General features: G+C 53.6%; 17 protein-coding genes. 7 read left to right on the forward strand and 10 right to left on the reverse strand.

The features are described 5' to 3' along the window. The first annotated feature begins 46 nt into the window (after positions 1-46). The 3 genes from J4E05_RS04440 to J4E05_RS04450 all read left to right on the forward strand — a co-directional run bounded on the left by J4E05_RS04440 (position 47) and on the right by J4E05_RS04450 (position 4,393). Positions 47-997 carry a zinc-dependent alcohol dehydrogenase family protein gene (locus J4E05_RS04440; protein WP_349592732.1) on the forward strand — a complete coding sequence of 317 codons (951 nt, stop codon included), beginning with the start codon at positions 47-49 and terminating at the stop codon, positions 995-997. 75 nt (positions 998-1,072) lie between these two features. Next, a complete protein-coding gene (locus J4E05_RS04445) occupies positions 1,073-1,855 on the forward strand; it encodes a glucose 1-dehydrogenase (RefSeq protein WP_349592734.1) in 783 nt (260 codons plus the stop codon). Between the two features lie 318 nt (positions 1,856-2,173). Further along, a complete protein-coding gene (locus J4E05_RS04450) occupies positions 2,174-4,393 on the forward strand; it encodes a TonB-dependent receptor (protein WP_349592737.1) in 2,220 nt (739 codons plus the stop codon). A gap of 243 nt (positions 4,394-4,636) precedes the next feature. Here the strand turns inward: J4E05_RS04450 and J4E05_RS04455 are convergent, their stop codons facing one another. From J4E05_RS04455 to J4E05_RS04480, 6 genes are all read right to left on the reverse strand, one after another. Continuing rightward, entirely contained in the window at positions 4,637-4,990 is a 354-nt protein-coding gene (locus J4E05_RS04455; RefSeq protein ID WP_349592740.1) for a hypothetical protein, read from the reverse strand. 558 nt (positions 4,991-5,548) lie between these two features. Further along, positions 5,549-7,465 carry a 1-deoxy-D-xylulose-5-phosphate synthase gene (gene dxs, locus J4E05_RS04460; protein ID WP_349592743.1) on the reverse strand — a complete coding sequence of 639 codons (1,917 nt, stop codon included), beginning with the start codon at positions 7,463-7,465 and terminating at the stop codon, positions 5,549-5,551. A gap of 131 nt (positions 7,466-7,596) precedes the next feature. Beyond that, complete coding sequence (locus tag J4E05_RS04465; protein WP_349592746.1) at positions 7,597-8,559, reverse strand: alpha/beta hydrolase family protein; 963 nt, start codon at positions 8,557-8,559, stop codon at positions 7,597-7,599. A gap of 20 nt (positions 8,560-8,579) precedes the next feature. Beyond that, positions 8,580-9,419, reverse strand: coding sequence for a polyprenyl synthetase family protein (locus tag J4E05_RS04470; RefSeq protein WP_349594644.1), 840 nt, complete (start codon positions 9,417-9,419; stop codon positions 8,580-8,582). A gap of 78 nt (positions 9,420-9,497) precedes the next feature. Further along, entirely contained in the window at positions 9,498-9,755 is a 258-nt protein-coding gene (locus J4E05_RS04475; RefSeq protein ID WP_085593708.1) for an exodeoxyribonuclease VII small subunit, read from the reverse strand. 125 nt (positions 9,756-9,880) lie between these two features. Further along, a complete protein-coding gene (locus tag J4E05_RS04480) occupies positions 9,881-10,810 on the reverse strand; it encodes a histone deacetylase family protein (protein WP_349592749.1) in 930 nt (309 codons plus the stop codon). Between the two features lie 482 nt (positions 10,811-11,292). Between J4E05_RS04480 and J4E05_RS04485 the strand changes: the two genes are divergently transcribed. Continuing rightward, on the forward strand, positions 11,293-11,610 hold the full coding sequence (locus J4E05_RS04485; protein WP_085593711.1) for an ArsR/SmtB family transcription factor: 318 nt from the start codon (positions 11,293-11,295) through the stop codon (positions 11,608-11,610). 129 nt (positions 11,611-11,739) lie between these two features. On the opposite strand, the gene J4E05_RS04490 is transcribed toward J4E05_RS04485, so the two are convergent. The 4 genes from J4E05_RS04490 to J4E05_RS04505 all read right to left on the reverse strand — a co-directional run bounded on the left by J4E05_RS04490 (position 11,740) and on the right by J4E05_RS04505 (position 16,391). Beyond that, positions 11,740-12,546 (reverse strand): EipB family protein, encoded by an 807-nt coding sequence (locus tag J4E05_RS04490; protein WP_246833032.1) that lies wholly within the window; start codon positions 12,544-12,546, stop codon positions 11,740-11,742. A gap of 38 nt (positions 12,547-12,584) precedes the next feature. Then, positions 12,585-13,652, reverse strand: coding sequence for an SPOR domain-containing protein (locus J4E05_RS04495; protein WP_349592752.1), 1,068 nt, complete (start codon positions 13,650-13,652; stop codon positions 12,585-12,587). Between the two features lie 166 nt (positions 13,653-13,818). Beyond that, positions 13,819-15,606 (reverse strand): aspartate--tRNA ligase, encoded by a 1,788-nt coding sequence (gene aspS / locus J4E05_RS04500; RefSeq protein WP_349592755.1) that lies wholly within the window; start codon positions 15,604-15,606, stop codon positions 13,819-13,821. A gap of 206 nt (positions 15,607-15,812) precedes the next feature. Next, a complete protein-coding gene (locus J4E05_RS04505) occupies positions 15,813-16,391 on the reverse strand; it encodes a SixA phosphatase family protein (RefSeq protein ID WP_349592758.1) in 579 nt (192 codons plus the stop codon). A 279-nt stretch (positions 16,392-16,670) separates the two neighbouring features. On the opposite strand from J4E05_RS04505, the gene J4E05_RS04510 reads away from it, so the two are divergent. From J4E05_RS04510 to J4E05_RS04520, 3 genes are all read left to right on the forward strand, one after another. Continuing rightward, complete coding sequence (locus J4E05_RS04510) at positions 16,671-18,821, forward strand: RNA degradosome polyphosphate kinase (protein WP_349592760.1); 2,151 nt, start codon at positions 16,671-16,673, stop codon at positions 18,819-18,821. Positions 18,822-18,862: 41 nt separating this feature from the next. Next, entirely contained in the window at positions 18,863-20,332 is a 1,470-nt protein-coding gene (locus J4E05_RS04515) for a Ppx/GppA phosphatase family protein (RefSeq protein WP_349592763.1), read from the forward strand. 122 nt (positions 20,333-20,454) lie between these two features. After that, entirely contained in the window at positions 20,455-21,750 is a 1,296-nt protein-coding gene (locus tag J4E05_RS04520; RefSeq protein ID WP_349592766.1) for a DUF1835 domain-containing protein, read from the forward strand. Positions 21,751-21,752: the final 2 nt, after the last annotated feature.

Consider the following 21,752-nt stretch of genomic DNA (forward strand, 5'->3'; position numbering starts at 1 on the left):
CGCATTAGGGTGTCCCAAAACCAACCCGACAACAGGCAGCATTTGAATGGATAATTCGGCCCTATGGTATCGACAGTTTGGTACCCCGGAAGATGTTCTGACCTTTGAAACCAGGGCCCTAAAGCCATTGGCGGGTGGCCTTGCCCGCGTGCAAATGCTGGCAGCCCCCCTTAATCCGTCCGATCTGATCCCTATCACCGGTGCCTATCGTCACCGGATCAGTCCGCCGCAAATTGCCGGGTACGAGGGCCTGGGGGTCGTTACCGAAATATCGGCCAGCACCGCCTGCCCGTTTAAGGCTGGGCAACGCGTTTTACCATTGCGCGCCAACGGCACATGGCAAAATTACGTCGATGCCGATCCGGCATGGATGGTTGCCGTGCCCGATGATATCGACGATGAAATTGCCCTGCGCGGCTATATCAATCCGTTAGCGGCATGGTTGATGCTGGATTTATGGCCAGTAAAGGACAAACACATTGTCGTCACGGCAGCGGGGTCGTCCTGTGCCAGGTTGCTGATCCAGTGGGCAATCGCAAACGGGGCCGCCTCGGTACATGGCATATATCGCAGCGCGTCACGCAAGGCAGAAATCGTGGCCCTTGGTGCCACCGCAATTGATATGACCAATCAACCGGCCATCGAAACACTCGCCGCACAGACCGATATTGTGTTTGATGCTGTCGGTGGTGATCTGGCCCGTTTGCTGCTGGGGCATATGCCACAAGGATCATCGCTGGTTTCTTACGGGTTGCTATCGGCTAAGCTGTTTGCCCTGCCGGAAAATGCCCACGCCAAAATCCACCGCTTTCATTTACGGGACCGGCTGGAAACGGTATCACCGGCAAAATGGCAAAGCTGGTTTGATCAGCTTTGGCCAGTGCTGCGCGATACATTCCTGCCGCCATTGGCAATTTACGATTTTGCCAACTGGCAAGCTGCAATTGAATATTTCAACCAGCCCGGCCGCGCCGAAAAACCGGTCTTGCAGTTTTAATCTGGAACCCCTCCGATTTAGTCCCGTTAAACGTCTACGGCCCCGTTCCCATCCAATCACCACAAGGAAACATTTATGAGCGATCAAAACCACGCACAGGTTGCCTTCATTACCGGCGGCGCACAGGGGCTGGGGTTGGGCATCAGCCGGTATTTATTAAATAATGGCTGGAAAGTCATGATGTTTGACCGCGACGAAGAAGCCGGCCACGACGCCATGGATGCCCTGGACGAAACAAGTCGGACACGCTGCCTGTTTTTTGCCGGTGACGTAACCGATGAACAGGACGTGGCCATTGCTGTTCAGCGCACGGTTGACCGATTTGGCCGCATTGACGGACTGGTTAACAATGCCGGTATCGCCAACCCCGATAACGGATCGTTTGAACATCTGGACTGGCAAGCCTGGCGTCGTATCATAGATGTTAATCTGGGCGGTGCCTTTCTGGTGGCAAAACATGCGACCCAGCATTTACGAAAACATCATGGTGCCATCGTCAATATCTCGTCGACACGCGCCTTTCAATCCGAAGCCAATAGCGAAGCCTATGCCGCAACCAAGGGCGGGCTTGTGTCGCTCACCCATGCCATGGCCATCAGTCTGTCAGGGGATATTCGCGTCAACGCCATCGCCCCGGGCTGGATCGAGGTGGGCGACTGGAAAAAAGCGTCGGAAAAAACACAGCCCAACCATAGCGAAAGCGACAAAAAGCAGCACCCCGCCGGCCGGGTTGGTATCCCCGATGATATTGCCCACGCCGTCGCCTTTTTGCTGGATGGCGAAAAGTCCGGCTTCATTACCGGTGAAACCCTGCGCATTGACGGCGGCATGACACACAAAATGATCTATCAGGATTAAATCCGCCTGCCTTCAACAGTGCGACTCGTTCGCATTGTTAAATAACAACACCAAATAACAGCCCCTGTCAGCCGATATAGCCAGGGGCTGTTATTTATTTTCGCGTCAGATCACACGCAAAAAGCGTAAATCCCCTATACCCCTTCCATTCTTCACACGTAAAAGTGGCTATTCCACAAACCACAGAATTGAAAAACTGAGCTTTTATATCGCTACTGATAATCATGATCATTATCATTGCGATTGATTATTAATAATGTTATCGGAGGGTCAGTTTTGCAGGCACGAAGGCCTGCGTAAAATTCTTGGGGAACCGATATGTCACTTTCTGCAAAATGCTATGGCCCGTTGGGATTGGCCCTTCTGGCATCTGCAAGCCTGCTTGCACTATCAAGCGGCACTGTCTTGGCACAGGAAGCATCCACGACCAAAACAAAAGACAACACCATCCAGCTTGATCCCATTACAGTCGAAGGCCAGGCACAGCAGGAAGCTGGCGACCCAACCCCACCCGTTTATGCCGGCGGCCAGGTTGCCACAGGTGGCCGTGCTGGTATTCTGGGGAACAAGGATACGCTTGATACGGCAATCAACACATCTTCCTATACCGAAAAGCTGATCAAGGATCAGCAGGCCGATACCATTGCCGATGTGGTCGATAATGACCCCGGTGTTGTCACATCCTACAGCTATGGCGGATCGGGCGATCGTTACATGATCCGCGGTTTTGTCCTTGATGGCGATGATGTTTCGCTTGATGGCCTGTATGGTACGGCACCGCGCCAGTTGGTGGATGTATCGATGTATGATCGCGTCGAAGTCACCAAGGGGGCATCGGGCTTTATCAACGGCATGTCACCAGGCGGCAGCGGCATTGGCGGTGCCATCAACCTGGTTCCCAAACGTGCCACCGACACCCCGATTACCAGCCTGACCACGACCTATGGCATGGACAGCGAAGTCGGCACCCACCTTGATGTGGGCCGCCGTTTTGGCAAGGACAACCAGTTTGGCATCCGCGCCAATCTGAAATACAGCGACGGCGAAACATCCATTGATGATGAAGAACGCGAAACCATCGCCGGTGCCCTGTCATTTGATTATCGCGGCGACGACACCCGCATCACCATCGATAGCGGCCATAACGAAAAAAACACCGATCACGGCCGCACATCCATCACGCTTAACAGCGCGCTGACAGCAATCCCCGATGCCCCGTCCGCATCCCACAATTTTAACGCCGATGGCACCTGGGCCGACCTGCAGGATGATTTTGTCCAGGGCCGCGTTGAACATGATTTCAGCGAAAATGTGATGGGTTATGCCGCCATTGGCACCCGCCATATGGAAGAATCCGGTATTTATTCCACCTCGCGCATCGATGGCACCGATGGCACCATGAGCTACAGCAGTTCCTATATCGTGCGTGAAGACACCACCAACAGCGCCATGGGTGGCGCGCGGGTAAAATTCGAAACCCTTGATATTTCACACGAACTCAATGTTGGTGCATCGGGCATGTGGAGCAAAAGCCATCAGGCCTGGGCCTTTGCCAACGGCTTTGCGCGTAACAACGGCAATATCTATGGCGAAACACCATCATCCTACCCGGCACTGGGGGCTGCCACCGGCGATCTGAACAATCCCGGCCTGCGCAACACCAATGACCTGACCAGCTATTTCATTGCTGATACGCTTAGCTTCCTTGAGGACCGCGTACATTTTACCGCCGGTGTCCGTCGCCAGTCCGTCACCACACGGCAGTTCGACCTGACCAGTGGTGCGCGCACCATCAATTACAGCGCCGATGAATACACGCCGATGTTTGGTGTCGTCGGAAACGTGACCGAACAGGTCTCCGTCTATGCCAATTACATGGAATCACTTTCGCCGGGTGAAACTGCACCCTCTGCCGGTTCGGACCCGACCCTGACCAACCCCAGCGAACAGCTTGCCCCCTACACGTCCGAGCAATATGAAATCGGCGTCAAAGCCGATTACGGCACCATTGGCGGCAGCATCGCCCTGTTCCAGATCGAAAAGCCGTCGGCCTATAAAAATGCCAGCAACACATTTGCCGCCGATGGCGAACAACGCAACCGCGGACTGGAACTTCAGGTATTTGGCGAACCGGTTCAAGGCACGCGTATTCTGGGTGGCGTCACCCTGCTCGATGCCCAGCTAACCGACACCCAAAACGGCACCAATAATGGCAATAGCCCCATTGCCGTGCCCGACTATGTCGCAAAACTGGGCGTGGAATATGATTTGCCCTTCCTTCATGGTGCAACGGTCAATGCCCGTGTCATCCATACGGCGTCGCAATATGCCGATGCTGCCAACACCCTTGAAATTCCGTCATGGACGCGTCTTGACCTTGGCGCCCGTTATGAAACCGAAGTTGGCAACTATCCGGTTACCATGCGTGCCAATGTCGAGAACGTCACCAATAACGACTATTGGGCGTCGGCCAATGGCGGGTATCTGACGATGGGCGCGCCATTAACCGCAAAGGTCTCGCTAACGGTTGATTTCTAATTCATCTGCCATCTGCACAAAAACAGACGCCACCCTTTAACCGGGTGGCGTTTTATTTTGGCAAATGGACTTGGCATTTGTCACAACTGGCAGGCTAACCTTAACCGTTCCCAAGTATAAACAAGGTAGCCAACGTCATCCCTGTCAGTAAAACGGTCGCTTTGGCAACAAACATTTCCCAGGGTTCGTGAAAGCGCCGGGCAACATACCGGCCATTTTGATTTAAACTTGCCACGGCAAATATCATTGCAGCGTTCCGTTGCCATTATCGGGATGCAACACAGGAATATCCTGCTTATCGTCGCTGGCAGATATTGACGGCCCGGTAACGTTGCATTGGCCCTGATCGATCAAAATGGCATGGTCAAGCGCACGCGGATCAATAGGCAACGTCCGTTCCACGATCGCGCTGCCCTGCTGGCCGCGCACATGCAACAACGTTGCTGTCCGACGATAGGCAAGAAACGAAACCCCTTCGATCAGCTCTTCTTCAGTTTCAACGTCATAATCGCCACCGGGAAAGGTTTCGTCGTAACCCTTCAATTTAAAGGGTCCAAAAAAGACAACCTGCTTATGGCTTACGCGCGTGATTGGCATTTTCATCACCTTTAAAATATCAAATGAACAACGGAAAAAGGGGAAAATTCCCCTTCCACCATTCGCCTGAAGGCTAGCTTTTTTTGGCTGATTTTGCTTCCGGCTTTGCCTTTGGCACAGCGGAGTCAACCGGATGAGCGGCCTTCGCCGGCTGATTGGCAACAGGAGCAGTTGATTTATTCTGAGAGGCAGAGAATTTCTGGAAACTCATCATGCTTCCTCCATTTTGAAAGCCAGGAATCTGACTTAGTAAACCAACGTTGCGCCTTTTAAATAAAAAAGTCAATCGACAATAAATAAATACCCGAAAATTACTTAATTTTACCAAAATAAAAAGACATAATTAAAACATAAACCCAAAAAATACCTTCACTACTTGAAATAAAAATATATTTTATCAAGTAAAACTTCGGAAAAATCCCGAGATCATTTCATACAACCCTACGCCGAGTTCCTGCACCGCCAACGAAAAAACGCCGCCAAAATAAACCTGGCGGCGCTTCAAAGTCTTGTTTCCAAATCGGCTAAAAAGCCTGAATTTGGCCCGTAAATGATAATTTATGCCCGGGCTTTATTTTCCGAAAGCCCCAAGGCATCAAGGGCTGTACGAACAATTGCGTTCGCATCCAGGCCTGCTTCAGCATATTGCTTTTCCGGTTTGTCATGGTCCAAAAGACGGTCCGGCAATGCCATTGTCCGCACCTTTAACCCGTGATCAAGCAAACCTTCACCGGCCATATGCTGCAGGACCATCGCCCCAAAACCACCTATCGACCCCTCTTCAATCGTGATCAATACTTCGTGGTTGCGGGACAGTTGTGCAATCAATTCACCATCCAGTGGCTTGGCGAACCGGGCATCGGCCACCGTGGTCGACAAACCACGTGCGCCCAGATCTTCAGCCGCTGATAAAGATTCGGCAAGGCGCGTACCATAAGACAGGATCGCAATCTTGCTGCCTTCACGTAAAACACGGCCCTTGCCAATTTCCAGCACATGGCCTTCGGCTGGCATTTCAACACCAACGCCTTCGCCGCGCGGATAGCGAAATGCACTGGGCCGATCATCAATAGACCAGGCCGTTGTGGTCATATGTACAAGTTCAGCTTCATCTGCCGCTGCCATCAACACAATGTTGGGCAAACAACCCAGATACGCCAAATCATAGGCTCCGGCGTGGGTTGCACCATCGGCCCCGACCAGCCCGGCACGGTCCAGCGCAAAGCGTACCGGCAGGTTTTGCACCACCACATCATGCACCAGCTGGTCATACCCGCGTTGCAGGAACGTCGAATAAATGGTGCAAAACGGCTTATAGCCTTCGCATGCCATACCGGCCGCAAAGGTGACGGCATGTTGTTCGGCAATACCAACATCAAATGAACGTTCGGGAAAGGCATCGGCAAACAGGTTAACACCGGTGCCTGATGGCATGGCTGCTGTAATGGCGGTAACTTTTTCGTCTTTCTCGCCCAGCTTCACCAGCGTTTCGCCATACACCTTGGTGTAAGACGGCGCATTGGGGGTTGGCTTGGCCTGCTTACCGGTCACCACATCAAATTTGGCAACACCGTGATATTTATCGGTCGCGTTTTCGGCCGGGGCATACCCCTTGCCTTTCTGCGTTACCGCATGGATCAAAACCGGGCCATCAAGGTCGGCATCACGTACGTTTCGCAGTACCGGTAATAAATGGTCCAGATTATGCCCGTCAATCGGCCCGACATAAAAGAAACCCATTTCTTCAAACAGGGTTCCGCCGGTTACCATACCCCGGGTATATTCTTCAATTTTGCGGGCAGCTTCCTCGATCTGGCGGGGTAAATGTTTGGTCAGGCCCTTGGCAGCATTGCGCAAGCCCTGATAACTTTTGCCCGAAATCAAACGTGATAAATACCCCGACATCGAGCCGACCGGCGGGGCAATCGACATGTCGTTATCGTTCAAAATCACGATTAACCGTTGATCGGTGGCCGCGGCGTTGTTCATCGCCTCGTAGGCCATGCCCGCACTCATCGCGCCATCCCCGATTACGGCAATAACGTTTTTACGGTCATCACTTGATAACTGGTTGGCAACCGCCATGCCCAACCCGGCCGAAATCGATGTCGAGCTATGACCAGCCCCAAACGGATCATATTCGGATTCCGACCGTTTGGTGAAACCTGAAAGCCCGCCACCCTGACGCAAGGTCCGAATGCGATCGCGCCGCCCGGTCAGGATTTTATGGGGATAACACTGATGGCCCACATCCCAGATCAGCCGGTCATGCGGCGTATCAAACAGGTAATGGATGGCAACGGTCAGTTCAACAACGCCCAGCCCGGCCCCCAGATGGCCGCCGGTCACCGAAACGGCATCAATGGTTTCCTGTCGCAATTCATCGGCAAGCTGGCGCAATTGTGCGGGCTGCAACTTGCGCAGGTCTGACGGGATCGTAACAGTGTCAAGCAGCGGGGTCTTGGAGGTGATCATGCCGAACTCGATTTTTGTGTTCTCTCAGCGTTGAATATCATTCCAACAGGGTGACGCTTTGATAGCTTCATTGCAAGGGGCGTAAAATAGCGAGGTTATGCAAAATTAGCGACCCCGAAATTATGGCAAATTCAACGCGAATAAAGCCGATTTAAAAAGTGATGTACCAGTTGTTGCACACTATCGTGGATATGGTGCCTTTCCCGGCCAAAATCCCGGCATAAATGGGGAAAATTTTTCGCAATATATTCCGTACAGGGCGGTAAAAACGAAAAATGCCCTGAACCCTTTATCCGTACAAATTTTGCCCGGCCTTGTAGCAGCGCACGAAACCGGACAGCATTGACATCATGCAATAATACTTCGTCCGTATCGGCCTCGATAAACAGCATTGGCATATCAAGGGGGGCGACACTTTCCCTTGTCGCCGTAACGCCAAATGCCGGTGCAATCATAATCAACGCGGAAATACGATCATCCCGCGCCAGAACAATCGGGGCGCCGTGCAAGTCGGTCAAGCGGCCAAGGGCAGCATCACCTGGCGCAAATTCGCAAATCACGCGATCACCATCCTGGTTCACATTGCAATATTGCGTCCATGCACTGGCATCAAACTGCCACCCGCCCAGCTTTAAAACCGTGGCCCCGCCGGCTGAATGTCCCAAAGCTGCAATTTTGTCAGTGTCGATATACGGGGCAATATCATCATGATCCAGCAACAGATCAAGCGCCTGTCGCATTTCAAGCGGCCGACGTTCAATAATCGTCAATGACCGGGCATCGCTGGCATCCAGGTAGTTATCGCCCACATGCTGTGGTGCTGCGACAATAAAGCCCCGTCGCGCCAAAAATTCCGCCAGCCAGAAATGCACAAACCGGTGCCCTTCCGACCCGTGCGAAATCATCACCAAAGGAAACGTTCCGGCATGGGCAAAGGGGGCATTGCGCGCCGCCGCGCTGGCAACCCCCATATGACGCACCGGCGTTTCCGCGGCAACAGCCGGATACCACAACGCCAGCGGAAACGGGTCCCGGTCAAAAACCCGATCCCGAAATCCGGCGGTGTAAGGCGGCTTGTCAGATGAAGGCATCATGGGCGCAAAGCCGTCACATACTAGCGTTGGCGGTTAATCACAAACCGGGCAACAGCGCGTAGCGATTCCGCTTCATCATCAAAAACATCCAGATGGTCAATTGCCTGATCACACAACATTTGCGCCTGCTCGCGCGCCTGATCCAGCCCCAGCAGTTTCACAAAGGTCGATTTTTCCTGCTCGACATCCTTGCCCGCCGTTTTGCCAAGATCGGCACTACTGGCTTCCACATCAAGCAAATCGTCCTTGATCTGAAAAGCCAGGCCCATATCGTGGGCATAGGCGCGCAGGCCCATGCGCATGCTGGTCGGTGCCTTGCCTAAAATCGCCCCTGCTTCACAGGCAAAAGCAAACATCCGCCCGGTTTTTAACAAATGCAAATGGGTCACCTGTGCCTCGCTCAGGTTTTGCCCTTCGCCTGCCAGGTCAATCATTTGCCCGCCAACCATGCCGTGCGGCCCGGCTGCACGCGCCATTGCCCGCACAAGCTGGGTGCAAACACGCGGGTCCGGGTGGGTTTCTTCGTCCACCAGCACTTCAAATGCCTGGGTTAACAGGGCATCACCGGCCAAAATGGCGGTCGCTTCGTCAAACTGTTTGTGGCAACTGGGTTTGCCGCGGCGCAAATCATCATTGTCCATTGCCGGTAAATCGTCATGGATCAACGAATAGGTGTGCACCATTTCAATGGCCGCCGCAACGCGCAGCGCGGATGTGCGCGACACCCGGAAAAGCCCGGCCGATGCCATCACTAAAAAAGGCCGCAACCGTTTGCCGTCACCCATTGTCGAATAGCGCATCGCTTCAAACAGACGCTGTTCAATCTGTCCATCGGGACGCGGCAAAATCTTGTCAAGCATGGCACCAAGATCGGCAGAAGCCTCTCCCAATGCAGAAATCAGGTCATAGCTCACCTGGGACTCCGCCTTGAATGTGAATTATTCGATTTCGGTGGCTGTGGCGCTCGGGCGGCCATCGGCACCCAGCGTAATTTTTTCGATACGTTCCTCGGCGGCGCGCAGTTTTTCGGCACAATGGCGTTTTAATGCAGCACCGCGTTCGTACGAAGCAATCGCATCATCCAGGCCGACCTGCCCCTGTTCGAGCTGCCGCACCAGTGTTTCCAGCTGGCCCAGGGCCTCCTCGAAACTTAATTTGGCGATATCTTTGGGAATAACAGGGTTTGCATCGGACATGTTTGCTCCTTTTTATTGGCTGGCGCGGAGTTTACGCGCAAGGATAGATCAGGGCAATACAAAGCCCCCGGGATTAATTCCCCCGGTGCCGGAAAAAAACATTGCCCGCACGAAACTGGTGAAATCTACCCCATCATCAGGGCGCGCACATGGGCAACGACCGACGAAGCCAGCGACGGCAAATCGTATCCGCCCTCCAGAATCGACACAACCCGGTTATCACAGCACTGGCTGGCCACCGCCAGAAGCTGTTCTGTCATCCAGGAAAAATCGTTTTCAACCAGTGACAACCCCGCCAGCGGATCGTTCCGGTGGGCATCAAAACCGGCCGAAATAATCAGCAATTCGGGGTTAAACCCGGTCAGACCAGGCAAAACATAATCGTGAAAAGCTGTTTTCATTGCCTCTGTGCCGGCCCCTGCGGGCAACGCCACATTTAATATATTGTTGGCGCAACCACGGTCTGCCGGGTCGCCCGTGCCGGGGTAAAGCGGCCATTGATGGGTTGAACAATAAAACAGGTCCGGGTCGTTATAAAAAAGATCCTGTGTGCCATTGCCGTGGTGAACATCAAAATCCATCACCGCGACCCGTTTGATGCCGTATTTTTCACGCGCGTAATGGGCGGCAATCACAGCATTATTAAACAGGCAAAATCCCATTGCCCGTTCATATTCGGCATGGTGACCAGGCGGACGCACCCCGACAAAGGCATTACGTTCATGCCCTTCCATCACCGCATCTACCGCAACACAACACCCGCCAGCGGCCCGCAATGCCGCTTCGCCAGATGCGGGCGATATATAGGTATCACCGTCAAGCGACACGGCCCCGTTCGCCGGAATACGGGAAAACACACCATCAACATAGGCCGGGTCATGCACCCGTTTCACCAGATCAATATCTGCGCGAACAGCTTCCTCGCGATGCAAAAACATAAATTCCTCGCCCTCAAGCACGCGCTGAATCACGCGCAGGCGGTCTGGCTGCTCGGGGTGGCCGGGGCCGGGGTCATGCTCAATACAGGTACGATGCGTGACAAACAGTGTCGCCATTGCCGTCTGTTACCTCCCTTTTTTGTTTTGCAGCCTGTTGCTGGCCGACGCCACCCTGCCCCTGGTTACGCACCATGCCGGGGCTGACCTGTGCCACATCCATGTAACGCTACGTAACACTTGGCTTGACGCAAAGAAGAATCGGCGGCAGATTTGGCAATCATTGCGTCGTTCGATGCAACCTGCCTTGGCATAGATCATTACGCCAGCCAAAATAACCTCGACCAAAGTTGAATTTTGACAGTTTTCGCAAATTTCCCATAAAATACTGCGAATACTCGAAATCTCCAGATATAACCTGTCCATAAAGGTGAAAAGCAATACTTTAGAACAGCATTTTCGGCGCGTACGGGATTGCTCTTGCCGCCATAAGTCTATAAAACGCCAAGGTTGTGAAAAAATGAGCATAGTCTCATCTGTGATAGCGGGGTAAACTATCATACTTTCGCAACCGGGAGTAAATCCGGGATGAAGTGAGGCAAATGGAAATAAAAGAATTAGAACAACAAGCCGAACGGGCGAGTGGACTATTAAAAGCCATGAGCAACCAAAGCAGGCTGATGATATTATGCCAATTGCATACTGGCGAGAGATCGGTTGGCGAACTGGAACGAATTATCGGGCTTAGTCAGTCCGCGCTGTCCCAGCACCTTGCCAGATTGCGGCGTGACCATCTGGTCAAAACCCGCCGAGAAGCACAGACGATCTTCTATTCCCTGCATGGAGACGAGGCCATTCGCGTTATCACGACGTTATATGACCTTTATTGCCGCGACGATCAGGACACCGTTGTGGCTTAATCCACTGCATTTAAAATATGCTTTCTCAAAAATGGCCTGCCGCGACAGTTTTCCGGCAGGCCATTTTTTATCTGTTATGCAATCCAGGTTAAACCGACAACATCGCGAACCAAAGATATCAAGATAAGATCAGTCACATTGCGGGGCAGGCAATTCACGCACCCGGATCAAATCGCCCTTAAGCTTGAAATCACCGTAATTTTGCACCAGCCCCTGGGCCACACCGTTTTTACCGTAATCAATCGACATTTCATAAGCAGGCCGGTCATCATCGCTATCGACCGGGAAAAACGCCATGCTAATCCGATGAAACGGTTTATCAGCAATATGATTTTCATCCCTGGCCTTGTTATCGGCCTTCTTTGCGCCCGAAACCACGGCAGATATCTGATAGGTTGGCGTATCGCCCCCGCCATCAAAAACCCGGTCGCTGGCAAAGGCATCGCCATCTAGCGCGTGCTGTAATAATTTGATGGAATGCTGGGTCGGAAACAGGGTTTCAACCGGCAGCTCCTCGGTTATATCGACCGGCTTTTCATAATGCACAACAACCTTGTCGTCCTGGCGTTCAGCATTACCGTTAATCTCGTCGGTCAAATATCCGTCCTGAAAATCACGCACCCGAAACCGGTAATGTTTTGCGGCGAAATCCTCCCACTGCGTCATGCTATAGGATGAATTAATCGCGCCGCCTTGCGGGCCCTGCAAAATCAGCGAATTGCGTAATTCCGAAATCCAGCCGTCACACACCTTTTCAAACCGAAAACCAAAGGCCCCGCGCGCCGCAATAACCGAACTGTTGGCACTGGTGGAAACCAGGCGCAACCGATATTCTGCCACATGCGACACCAAACCGTTTGCCGCCGGAGAAGGCCCTGCCTGCGCACTGCATCCCGCCAACGCAGCACCAAATACCACCGTCAGCGCAATTGTCATCTGACGGCCTGCTGCTTTTCGCAATTTTTTTGGCAAATCTATTCTCCGCTGTCCACGACACTTACGATCCATGAATCCTTGATGCCATTTTTGGCAGTAACAAGGCGCAGATCATTTGCACGCGACATATCCATTGGACCTACTGCAATTCTAAGATAAGGCGTACCCTCTACTGTCGCAGGAATCAATTGCGGATGATATTCCGCATACTGATTCAGGGCGATTTGCGCCCGCCTGTTGCTGGTAAAGCTTCCCAGAACCACATATTTACCCGCAGCCGCTTTCCCGGCAACACGATCTGGCGTTACTTTCTCAAGCGCATCCCGCCCGGATGCCTGACGCGCATCGTCTTTACCAGCATCTTTTCCCGTAATAATCCTGCCTTTGGCGGCCGTTTTTACCGGTGTGGCAACAGGTGCCGGTGGCAGGGCAGATTTTTGCTGTGCACTGGTCTTTTTAACCCCGGCAGGTTCGGGCATTGTTTGCGGCACGCTGCTGCTATCAGCATTCGCGTCCACACCATCGTCCTGCCCACTCGCATCATGCTCCGGGCCGGTTTTGGCAACGCTTGCGCCATCGCCCACTGGTGCTGTCATCCCGCCGTCCGCGCCGGGGATATCGGCCTTGGCATTACCTGAAAGATCATTGCTGTCGCCCGTGTCCACCTTGTCACCCAACAGGTTTTTAGGTTGATCAAGCTGGCTTGCGGCCGGGGGAACGGCGACAATCACCATGTCAGCCGAATTCTGATAGGGATGAAGGCTGGCATAACGCCCCGGCTGGCTCCAGTCCTCTTTCGGGGCATTTACGGCATAAATTGTTGTGCTGGCCCCTGATAACTGGTCCGCAACGGATCGTCTGTCGCGCGCAGCAAAACCCGATGCCGCGTCAGACCCCACCTTGCAATCGCCATTACCAAACAGCGACGCCTGGGTATCACATCCCTGCCCGGCAACCAGCGCACGCTGATTTTCGGCAACGGTGCGCCCCGTCGTCACATAGCTGATCAGATCATCCGCCATTTTCGATAATGTCGTGCCATCCCCTGACCCGCCACATGCGCTCAGAAACAGAGGGACTGTTGCTGCTATCAGGAACCTTTTCACGGTCCGTCTCCCATCGATAAAACCGTCTTCATCCAATTTTGACGCACAGCACCTTAATATAAGGGTAACACCGGTTGCAAATTCGCAACAAAAAAGAGCGATCAGCCCCGCCGATCGCTCTTTTTTCAAATTAATGCCATCACAATGGCCATCGCAAAGACCAAAATCAGTCTTTTTTGGCCTTCGGCGGCAACTGAACCCGCAAATGCAGTTCCTTAAGCTGACGATCATCAACCACTGAAGGTGCATTCATCATCAAATCCTGTGCCTGCTGGTTCAGCGGGAAGGCAATGACTTCGCGAATGTTCGGTTCATCGGCCAGCAACATGACGATACGGTCAACACCCGGGGCCGAACCACCGTGCGGCGGGGCGCCAAATTTAAACGCGTTCAACATGCCACCAAAGCGGTCTTCGACCACGTCCTTGCCATAACCGGCAATTTCAAACGCCTTGTACATGATGTCCGGGCGGTGGTTACGAATGGCACCCGATGACAGTTCGATCCCGTTACAAACGATGTCATACTGCCACGCCTTGATATCAAGCGGGTTCATGTTTTCAAGGGCCTCAAGCCCGCCCTGCGGCATCGAGAACGGGTTATGGCTGAACTCGATCTTGCCATCATCGTCTTCCTCGAACATCGGGAAATCGACAATCCAGCAGAACTTGAACTTGCCTTCTTCGCGCAGGCCAAGATCGTCGCAAATCTTTTCGCGCGATTTACCGGCAAACTTGGCTGCGGCCAGCGGCTTGTCACAGGCAAAGAATACCGCATCGCCATTGGCAACACCGGTGGTTTCCTTGATCAGGGCGATACGTTCGGCATCCAGGTTTTTGGCAATCGGGCCTTTGGCGTCGCCGTTTTCATCATAAACGATGTAACCCAGGCCAGCGGCCCCTTCATCACGCGCCCATGCGTTCAGCTTGTCAAAAAAGCTGCGCGGGCGGTTGGCGGCACCGGTTGCCGGAATGGCACGAACCACCGAACCGCTTTCGATGTTTTTGGCAAAAATGCCAAAATTCGATCCCCGGAAGGCTTCGGTCACATCCGAAATGATCAGCGGATTACGCAGATCGGGCTTGTCCGAGCCGTATTTCGCCATCGATTCATCAAACGGAATGCGCGGGAACGGATAATCGGTAACGGTACGACCACCGCCAAATTCAACGAAAATCTCGTGCAGAACCGGCTCGATCGCGGCAAAGACATCTTCCTGGGTGGCAAACGCCATCTCGAAGTCAAGCTGATAGAACTCGCCCGGCGACCGATCGGCACGGGCGTCTTCATCGCGGAAACACGGTGCGATCTGGAAGTATTTATCAAAGCCCGAAACCATCAGAAGCTGTTTAAACTGCTGAGGTGCCTGCGGCAGAGCATAAAACTTGCCCGGATGGGTGCGCGAGGGGACAAGAAAGTCACGTGCGCCTTCCGGCGAGGATGCGGTCAGGATCGGCGTCTGGATTTCAAGAAAACCCTGTGCCGTCATTTTCTGACGCATCGCCGAAATCACCTGAGAGCGCAGCACGATGTTCTTATGAACACTTTCGCGGCGCAGGTCGAGGTAACGGTGACGCAGGCGAACTTCTTCGCCATATTCCACATCGCCAAACACCGGCATCGGCAAAACATCAGCCGAGGACTGAACGGTGATTTCCGATGCATAAACCTCGATCTCGCCGGTTGGCAGGTTCGGGTTAATGGTTTCGGCGGTCCGTTTAACGACCTTGCCATCAACCGTAATCACGCTTTCGGCGCGTGATTTTTCCAGAACCGCAAAAAGCGGGCTGGAAATGTCGATCACGACCTGGGTGATACCATAATGATCGCGCAAATCGACAAACAGAAGGTTGCCGTGGTCGCGTTTGCGGTGAATCCAGCCAGAAAGGCGGACTTGGGCATCGGCGTCGGAAACGCGAAGTGCATTGCAATTATGTGAGCGATAAGGATGCATGGTCTTTCCAGGTTGCGTTATATTTTGGGCCGCGAATTGGCCGCAAAGGTGCATGGCTGACCGGCGCTGTCAAACAAAAAACGCTTAAAGCCGCACGCATCACTGCCAAACCGGCAACAAATAACGTCCGCCCCATCGCGATCCTTGCCTGGCACAGCAGCCAGTATATGAATTTGACGGTATAAAACGCTTCTCGCCTGCCCGCGTCAAGTATCGGCGGGTCTGTCGTCTGTTCCACGGATCACATTGTGCGTTCCGGTTAACAGATCATCGCGCAAATCACGCACTTTGACAAACCGTGTCAGGCGTCCCTGACCCCATTCAACATTTACCCAGCTATCAACATCGAATTCGAACTGACACAAGGCACAAGTGGGATATTTTTGCGCCATGTCGCCCCGCAATCCGTGTTCATCCACCCCGATCAGGGCCTGCGCCAAACATTCTAACCCCGGATTATGCCCCACCATCAAAACCCGGTCGGCTTCGTCATGGGTTTGATGCAGGCATTTTAACAGCGTGGTTTCGGCGGCCATATACATATCACGGGCGTAAATCACCTTGGCGTCATCGGCAAAACCACGCCCTAGCAAACCAACCGTTTGCACCGTGCGTTGCGCGGTCGAACACCATACAAGATCGGGGATCAGGTTCTGTTTATACAAAAACCGCCCCATCACCGGTGCCGCCTTTTCCCCGCGGGCATTCAGGTCGCGGTCGTGATCTGCGCGGGCCGGGTCCGCCCAACTGGATTTGGCATGGCGCAATAACAACAGTGTCTTCATAAACAACTGGCTCGTTTGTGATGGGTCAATGTTATCAGGCACAGAAATGCCATAACTGACCCAACGGCACCAATGAAAAAACTGACATATAACTGTAGGATTTTCCGCACGCGTTATTGGCTATTCTGCCACGTCGAATCTTGTAGCGCGCCATCAGGAACACATGCTTTTTTCGGGTTACAAATTGCAGTTTAACAAACAGTTATCGTATACTCGCAAGCGAAAGACATGGTGGCGTCTTAATTCCAGTACCACATGGCTCATGGCAGGAGGCTTTGCGTGACACACGCTGCGGCAATTCAATCAAGTGCAATTTCCATTGATTCGGAAAAGCGCTTTATCAATCGCGAACTTTCCTGGCTGGCGTTTAATGGCCGTGTTCTGGAAGAAGCCCAAAATCCAAATCATCCGTTGCTTGAACGTCTGCGCTTTTTGTCGATTTCTGCCAGCAACCTTGACGAATTTTACATGGTCCGTGTTGCCGGTCTGGTCGGGCAGGTTCGTGCGGGCATGACCAATATCAGCCAGGATGGCTTAAGCCCGTCGGAACAATTGCGCGCCATTACCTACGATGCCAACCAGGTTTTGCAAGACCAGCAGCGCATCTGGCAAAAGCTGCGCGGGGACATGCACCAGCTTGGCATTTCCGTAATCGAACCCGATGATTTAACCCAGACGGACCGTAAATGGCTGGACGGATATTTCATGCGCGAAATATTTCCGACCCTAACGCCGCTGGCGATTGACCCGTCGCACCCGTTTCCGTTTATTCCCAATCTGGGTTTTGCCATCGTCATGCAGTTGTTTGACCCGTCAGACGGGCACAATATGCGCGGGCTGATCCCGATGCCGCCGAAAATAGGGCGTTTCTTGCGCCTGCCGGGCAAAACCGAACGGTATTTGCCGCTTGAACAGGCTGTCCTGATGTATCTGGGCAAACTGTTTCCCGGCTTTGATTTGATCGAACATGGCCTGTTCCGCGTCATTCGCGATTCGGATGTCGAAATCGAGGAAGAAGCCGAAGATCTGGTGCGCGTGTTTAAAACCGCGCTAAAGCGCCGCCGTCGCGGCAGCATCATCCGGCTTAAGGTCAATGCCTCGATCCCGGAAGACCTTTTGAATTTCGTGATCGACGAACTTCATGTCGCCCCGGAAGAGGTCGTCAAGGTTGACGGGCTGTTGGGGGTGGTTGACGTTAAACAGTTAATTGATTCCGATCTGCATCACGATTTGCTGTTTCCGCCCTATGCCGCGCGCTACCCCGAACGGGTCCGCGATTTTGGCGGGGACTGCTTTGCCGCCATTGGCAAAAAGGACCTGGTGGTTCACCACCCGTTTGAAGATTTCGATGTGGTTGTACAGTTCCTGTTGCAGGCCGCGCGCGACCCCGATGTGGTTGCGATTAAACAAACCCTGTATCGTACGTCCGAAAACAGCCCGATTGTGAAGGCCCTGATTGCGGCGGCCGAAGCTGGCAAATCGGTTACCGCCATGGTCGAACTTAAAGCCCGGTTCGATGAAGAAGCCAACCTGCGCTGGGCGGCCGACCTGGAACGTGCTGGCTGCCAGGTTGTCTATGGCTTCCTTGAATGGAAAACCCACGCCAAAATTTCGCTGGTCGTGCGCCGCGAAACCCACGGGCTTCGTACCTATTGCCATTTTGGCACCGGCAACTACCACCCGATCACGGCAAAATTCTATACCGATATTTCGTTCTTCTCGTGCGATCCGGCACTGGGCCGGGATGCTGGCAGCATTTTCAATTTCATGACCGGTTATGCAACGCCGCGCTCACTTGAAAAAATTGCCATCGCCCCACACACCATGCGCCCCAGCCTGATTGCCAATATCGAAAAAGAAATCGAAAATGCCGAAGCAGGCAAGCCTTCGGGGATCTGGACCAAAATGAACAGCCTGGTTGACCCGGTGGTGATTGATGCCCTGTACCGGGCGTCACAGGCCGGTGTCCCGGTGGACCTTGTGGTCCGTGGCATTTGCTGTTTACGCCCCGGTGTGCCGGGCCTGTCGGAAAATATTCGGGTTAAATCCATCGTTGGCCGGTTTTTGGAACATTCGCGCATTGTGGTATTCGCCAATGGCGCAAAACTGCCATCGCGCAAAGCCAAGGCGTTTATTTCCTCGGCCGACTGGATGCCACGTAACCTTAATCGCCGGGTCGAATGCCTGGTGCCAATTGAAAACCCCACTTGCCATCGCCAGATCATCGAACAAATCATGATTGCGAATTTGAAAGACACCGCCCAAAGCTGGTATCTCCAGCCGGACGGATCTTACGAACGCTGCGAAGCGGGCAAGGATGCGTTTTCGGCCAACGATTATTTCATGACCAACCCGTCCCTGTCCGGGCGGGGCAGCGCCCTTGACGAAGACAACGTGTCTTCGGTGCCGGTTCTGGTCCTCGACGAATAGAATAACCAGGTACATTCAGACATATGCTTACCGAACACAGGGTGTCCAAACGTATTGCCATTATCGACGTCGGGTCGAACTCGGTCCGACTGGTGGTATTTGATGGTCAAACCCGCGCACCGGCCCCGATTTTCAACGAGAAGGTCATGTGCGGCCTGGGGCGTGACCCCGATGGATCGGGTAAGCTGAATGCAGAAGGGGTTGAAATGGCAATCGGTGCCTTGCGCCGGTTTGCCACCCTGCTGCGGGCCATGAAAATATCGCGTGTCGATGTGCTGGCAACCGCGGCTGTCCGTGCTGCCAGCGATGGTAATATTTTTTGCCAGCGTGTGCTTGATGAAACCGGCCTTCGGGTCAAGGTCATTGATGGCCTTGAGGAAGCCCGCCTGTCCGGCCTGGGTATTATATCGGGTGACCCGCACGCAACCGGCGTTATGGGCGATATCGGCGGCGGGTCGCTGGAACTGGTATTACTGGATCAGGGGCAAATTCAGGAACGGGTTAGTCTGCCGCTGGGGGCAATGCGCCTGCATGCGGTCTTTGGCAACAAACGCGATGCCCTGGAAGCCGAAGTAAACCACTATCTTGATACCGTACCATGGCTGGGCCAACCGCAAAAACTGCCGCTTTATGCCGTGGGTGGGTCGTGGCGCTCCATTGCCAAACTTTATATCGCGCAAGAAGATTATCCGATTTCCGTGGTCCACAACATGACCATGCCCAACAGCGAAATTTCCGACCTGACCAAAATCATTTCACAACAAAGCCGGGCCTCGCTTGAAAAAATTGGTGGCGTCTCAAAACGCCGGACCGACAGCCTGCCCCATGCCGCCCTTGTCATGCACCATTTGCTAGGTCGCATGAAGGCAAAGGAAGTGATCTTTTCCGGGCATGGCCTGCGTGAAGGCTGGATGTTTGAAGCCCTGCCCCAAGAAGTCCGCGACCGCGACCCGCTGCTTGAAACCTGCCTTGGCTTTGCCGAAGACAGCGAACGTTTTCATCAGCATGGCGAAGAACTGTATCGCTGGACAGATCCCATTTTTCGTGAACAGCCCGCGAACTTACGGCGTTTACGCCTCGCCGCCTGCATCATTGGCGATATCGGCTGGAACGACCACCCCGATTACCGTGCCCAGCAAAGCTATAACCGCATTGTACGCCACCCCTATCTGGACCTTAGCCATGTTGACCGGGTGTTTTTGGCCTATACCATCGGTTCGCGCTATACCGGCAATTTCCGGGGCGATGCTGCCAGCGAACGATTGCTTGACGAAGATACACGTAAAACCGGCCGCCTGTTTGGTCATGCCATTCGCCTGGGTCATACACTGTCAGGCGGGGTCGAAGGTATTTTGCCCCATTGCGAATTGATACTGAACGACAAAACCCTGACCTTGCGTCTGGATCGCACCATTGGTGACCTAAACGGTGAAGTCGTCGACCAGCGCCTGTCAAAACTGGCAAAACTGATGGAATGTGACAGTAAAATAGAAATTTTTAATCCAACCTGATATGTGAAAGCATCACTTGTCCTGATCGGCCCGCCCCTGTACCCGATAACCCATCATCGTGCGGCCGGTATGGGCGGGCGATACCGACAGGTGATTATGGCGCACAAAGGGAATGCAACGAAATGGCTGGCACGAAAACGGTAAATGGCAATATTTCCCGCGGTGTCCTGGATGTCGATGCGTTAAAAACGCAATCGCGCAATTTGCTGAAATCCCTGCGTGCCGACGACGCCGATGCCCGCAAACGCCTGAAGGAACATCATCCCAAGGCCGCCAACCGCAAAGCCGCCGAGATCAAGGTGTCGGATGCACAGCAAATTCTGGCGCGTGAGAACGGCTTTATCAGCTGGCCGGAAATGAAAACCCATATCGACCAGATGGTGCTAACCGAACAACAAATTGCAACCGGCTGGATGACTGTGCCCGATACACCGGGCACCTTGCATATCCGGTGTGGTTCGGACATTCGCAACACGCTGGAACTGGCCGGTTTCAAAGGCCACTTTCAGGAATTCGCCGATCCGTTCTGTCAGGGGCCTGTACCCGATGTTCCCTTGCCTGTTTTAATGCAATTACGGGCCGATTTTATTGCCAGCGCCTATGGACTGGACCCCGAACAAACCCAAAACCGCCAACACGCCGAATACAGCGCGCTGATGGCCGCCGGCGATTATCGCCATATTGTTTTGTGGTTTGAACATGACAGCTACGATCAGCTTATTCTGGCCTTTCTGCTCGACTTTTTCGGTGCCTTGCGTCTTGCCGCCAAGGTCGAACTGATTTGCATAAATTCCGTGCCCGATGTTGATAAATTCACCGGCCTGGGCCAGCTTACCCCCGATCAATTGCGCTGGGCATGGGAAAACACCCGCGCACCAATTGGCGATTCCCATTACGATCTGGGGCGCAAGGTCTGGAAAGCGGTGCGCGCCGCCAACCCCGCCGATCTGGCAACATTTGCCAAATCGGCCTCAGCCACCCGCCCGATCGGGTTGATGGCAAAAGCCCTGCAACGCCATTTGGCCGAACTGCCCGCCAGCCACAATGACCTGTCGCTGACGCAACAACTTGTTCTGGAAATTCTGGCCGAAGCAGGCCCGCTAAGCGCGGGGCGCGTATTTGGCCGCCTGATGCGCGACAAGGAACCCCTGCCATTTTTGGGCGACATCATGCTGTGGCATATTCTCGCTGATATGGCGACAGTTGCAGACGGCACAGAACCGCCCTTTAGCATCGACGACACCACCCTGCCCTGGCCGGATCGCACCCTGACCCTGACCGAAACCGGCACCCGGATCATGCGTGGCACCAAACGGTTTTTCGAAACCTACACCGGCACACGCTGGGTGGGGGGCGTAAAAATCACCGCAGATCCCGACTGCCCGCATTGGGATATCGCGCGCAAGGTTGTTGTTTGATC

The sequence above is a fragment of the Thalassospira sp. NFXS8 genome, assembly GCF_040148805.1.
Taxonomy (GTDB): Bacteria; Pseudomonadota; Alphaproteobacteria; order Rhodospirillales; family Thalassospiraceae; genus Thalassospira.

Bases quoted from the DNA above. Each gene is read 5' to 3' on its own strand.
- J4E05_RS04440 (WP_349592732.1), top strand. From the start codon at position 47: ATGGATAATTCGGCCCTATGGTATCGACAGTTTGGTACCCCGGAAGAT.
- J4E05_RS04445 (WP_349592734.1), top strand. From the start codon at position 1,073: ATGAGCGATCAAAACCACGCACAGGTTGCCTTCATTACCGGCGGCGCA.
- J4E05_RS04450 (WP_349592737.1), top strand. From the start codon at position 2,174: ATGTCACTTTCTGCAAAATGCTATGGCCCGTTGGGATTGGCCCTTCTG.
- J4E05_RS04455 (WP_349592740.1), bottom strand. From the start codon at position 4,990: ATGCCAATCACGCGCGTAAGCCATAAGCAGGTTGTCTTTTTTGGACCC.
- dxs (WP_349592743.1), bottom strand. From the start codon at position 7,465: ATGATCACCTCCAAGACCCCGCTGCTTGACACTGTTACGATCCCGTCA.
- J4E05_RS04465 (WP_349592746.1), bottom strand. From the start codon at position 8,559: ATGATGCCTTCATCTGACAAGCCGCCTTACACCGCCGGATTTCGGGAT.
- J4E05_RS04470 (WP_349594644.1), bottom strand. From the start codon at position 9,419: ATGCTTGACAAGATTTTGCCGCGTCCCGATGGACAGATTGAACAGCGT.
- J4E05_RS04475 (WP_085593708.1), bottom strand. From the start codon at position 9,755: ATGTCCGATGCAAACCCTGTTATTCCCAAAGATATCGCCAAATTAAGT.
- J4E05_RS04480 (WP_349592749.1), bottom strand. From the start codon at position 10,810: ATGGCGACACTGTTTGTCACGCATCGTACCTGTATTGAGCATGACCCC.
- J4E05_RS04485 (WP_085593711.1), top strand. From the start codon at position 11,293: ATGGAAATAAAAGAATTAGAACAACAAGCCGAACGGGCGAGTGGACTA.
- J4E05_RS04490 (WP_246833032.1), bottom strand. From the start codon at position 12,546: ATGACAATTGCGCTGACGGTGGTATTTGGTGCTGCGTTGGCGGGATGC.
- aspS (WP_349592755.1), bottom strand. From the start codon at position 15,606: ATGCATCCTTATCGCTCACATAATTGCAATGCACTTCGCGTTTCCGAC.
- J4E05_RS04505 (WP_349592758.1), bottom strand. From the start codon at position 16,391: ATGAAGACACTGTTGTTATTGCGCCATGCCAAATCCAGTTGGGCGGAC.
- J4E05_RS04520 (WP_349592766.1), top strand. From the start codon at position 20,455: ATGGCTGGCACGAAAACGGTAAATGGCAATATTTCCCGCGGTGTCCTG.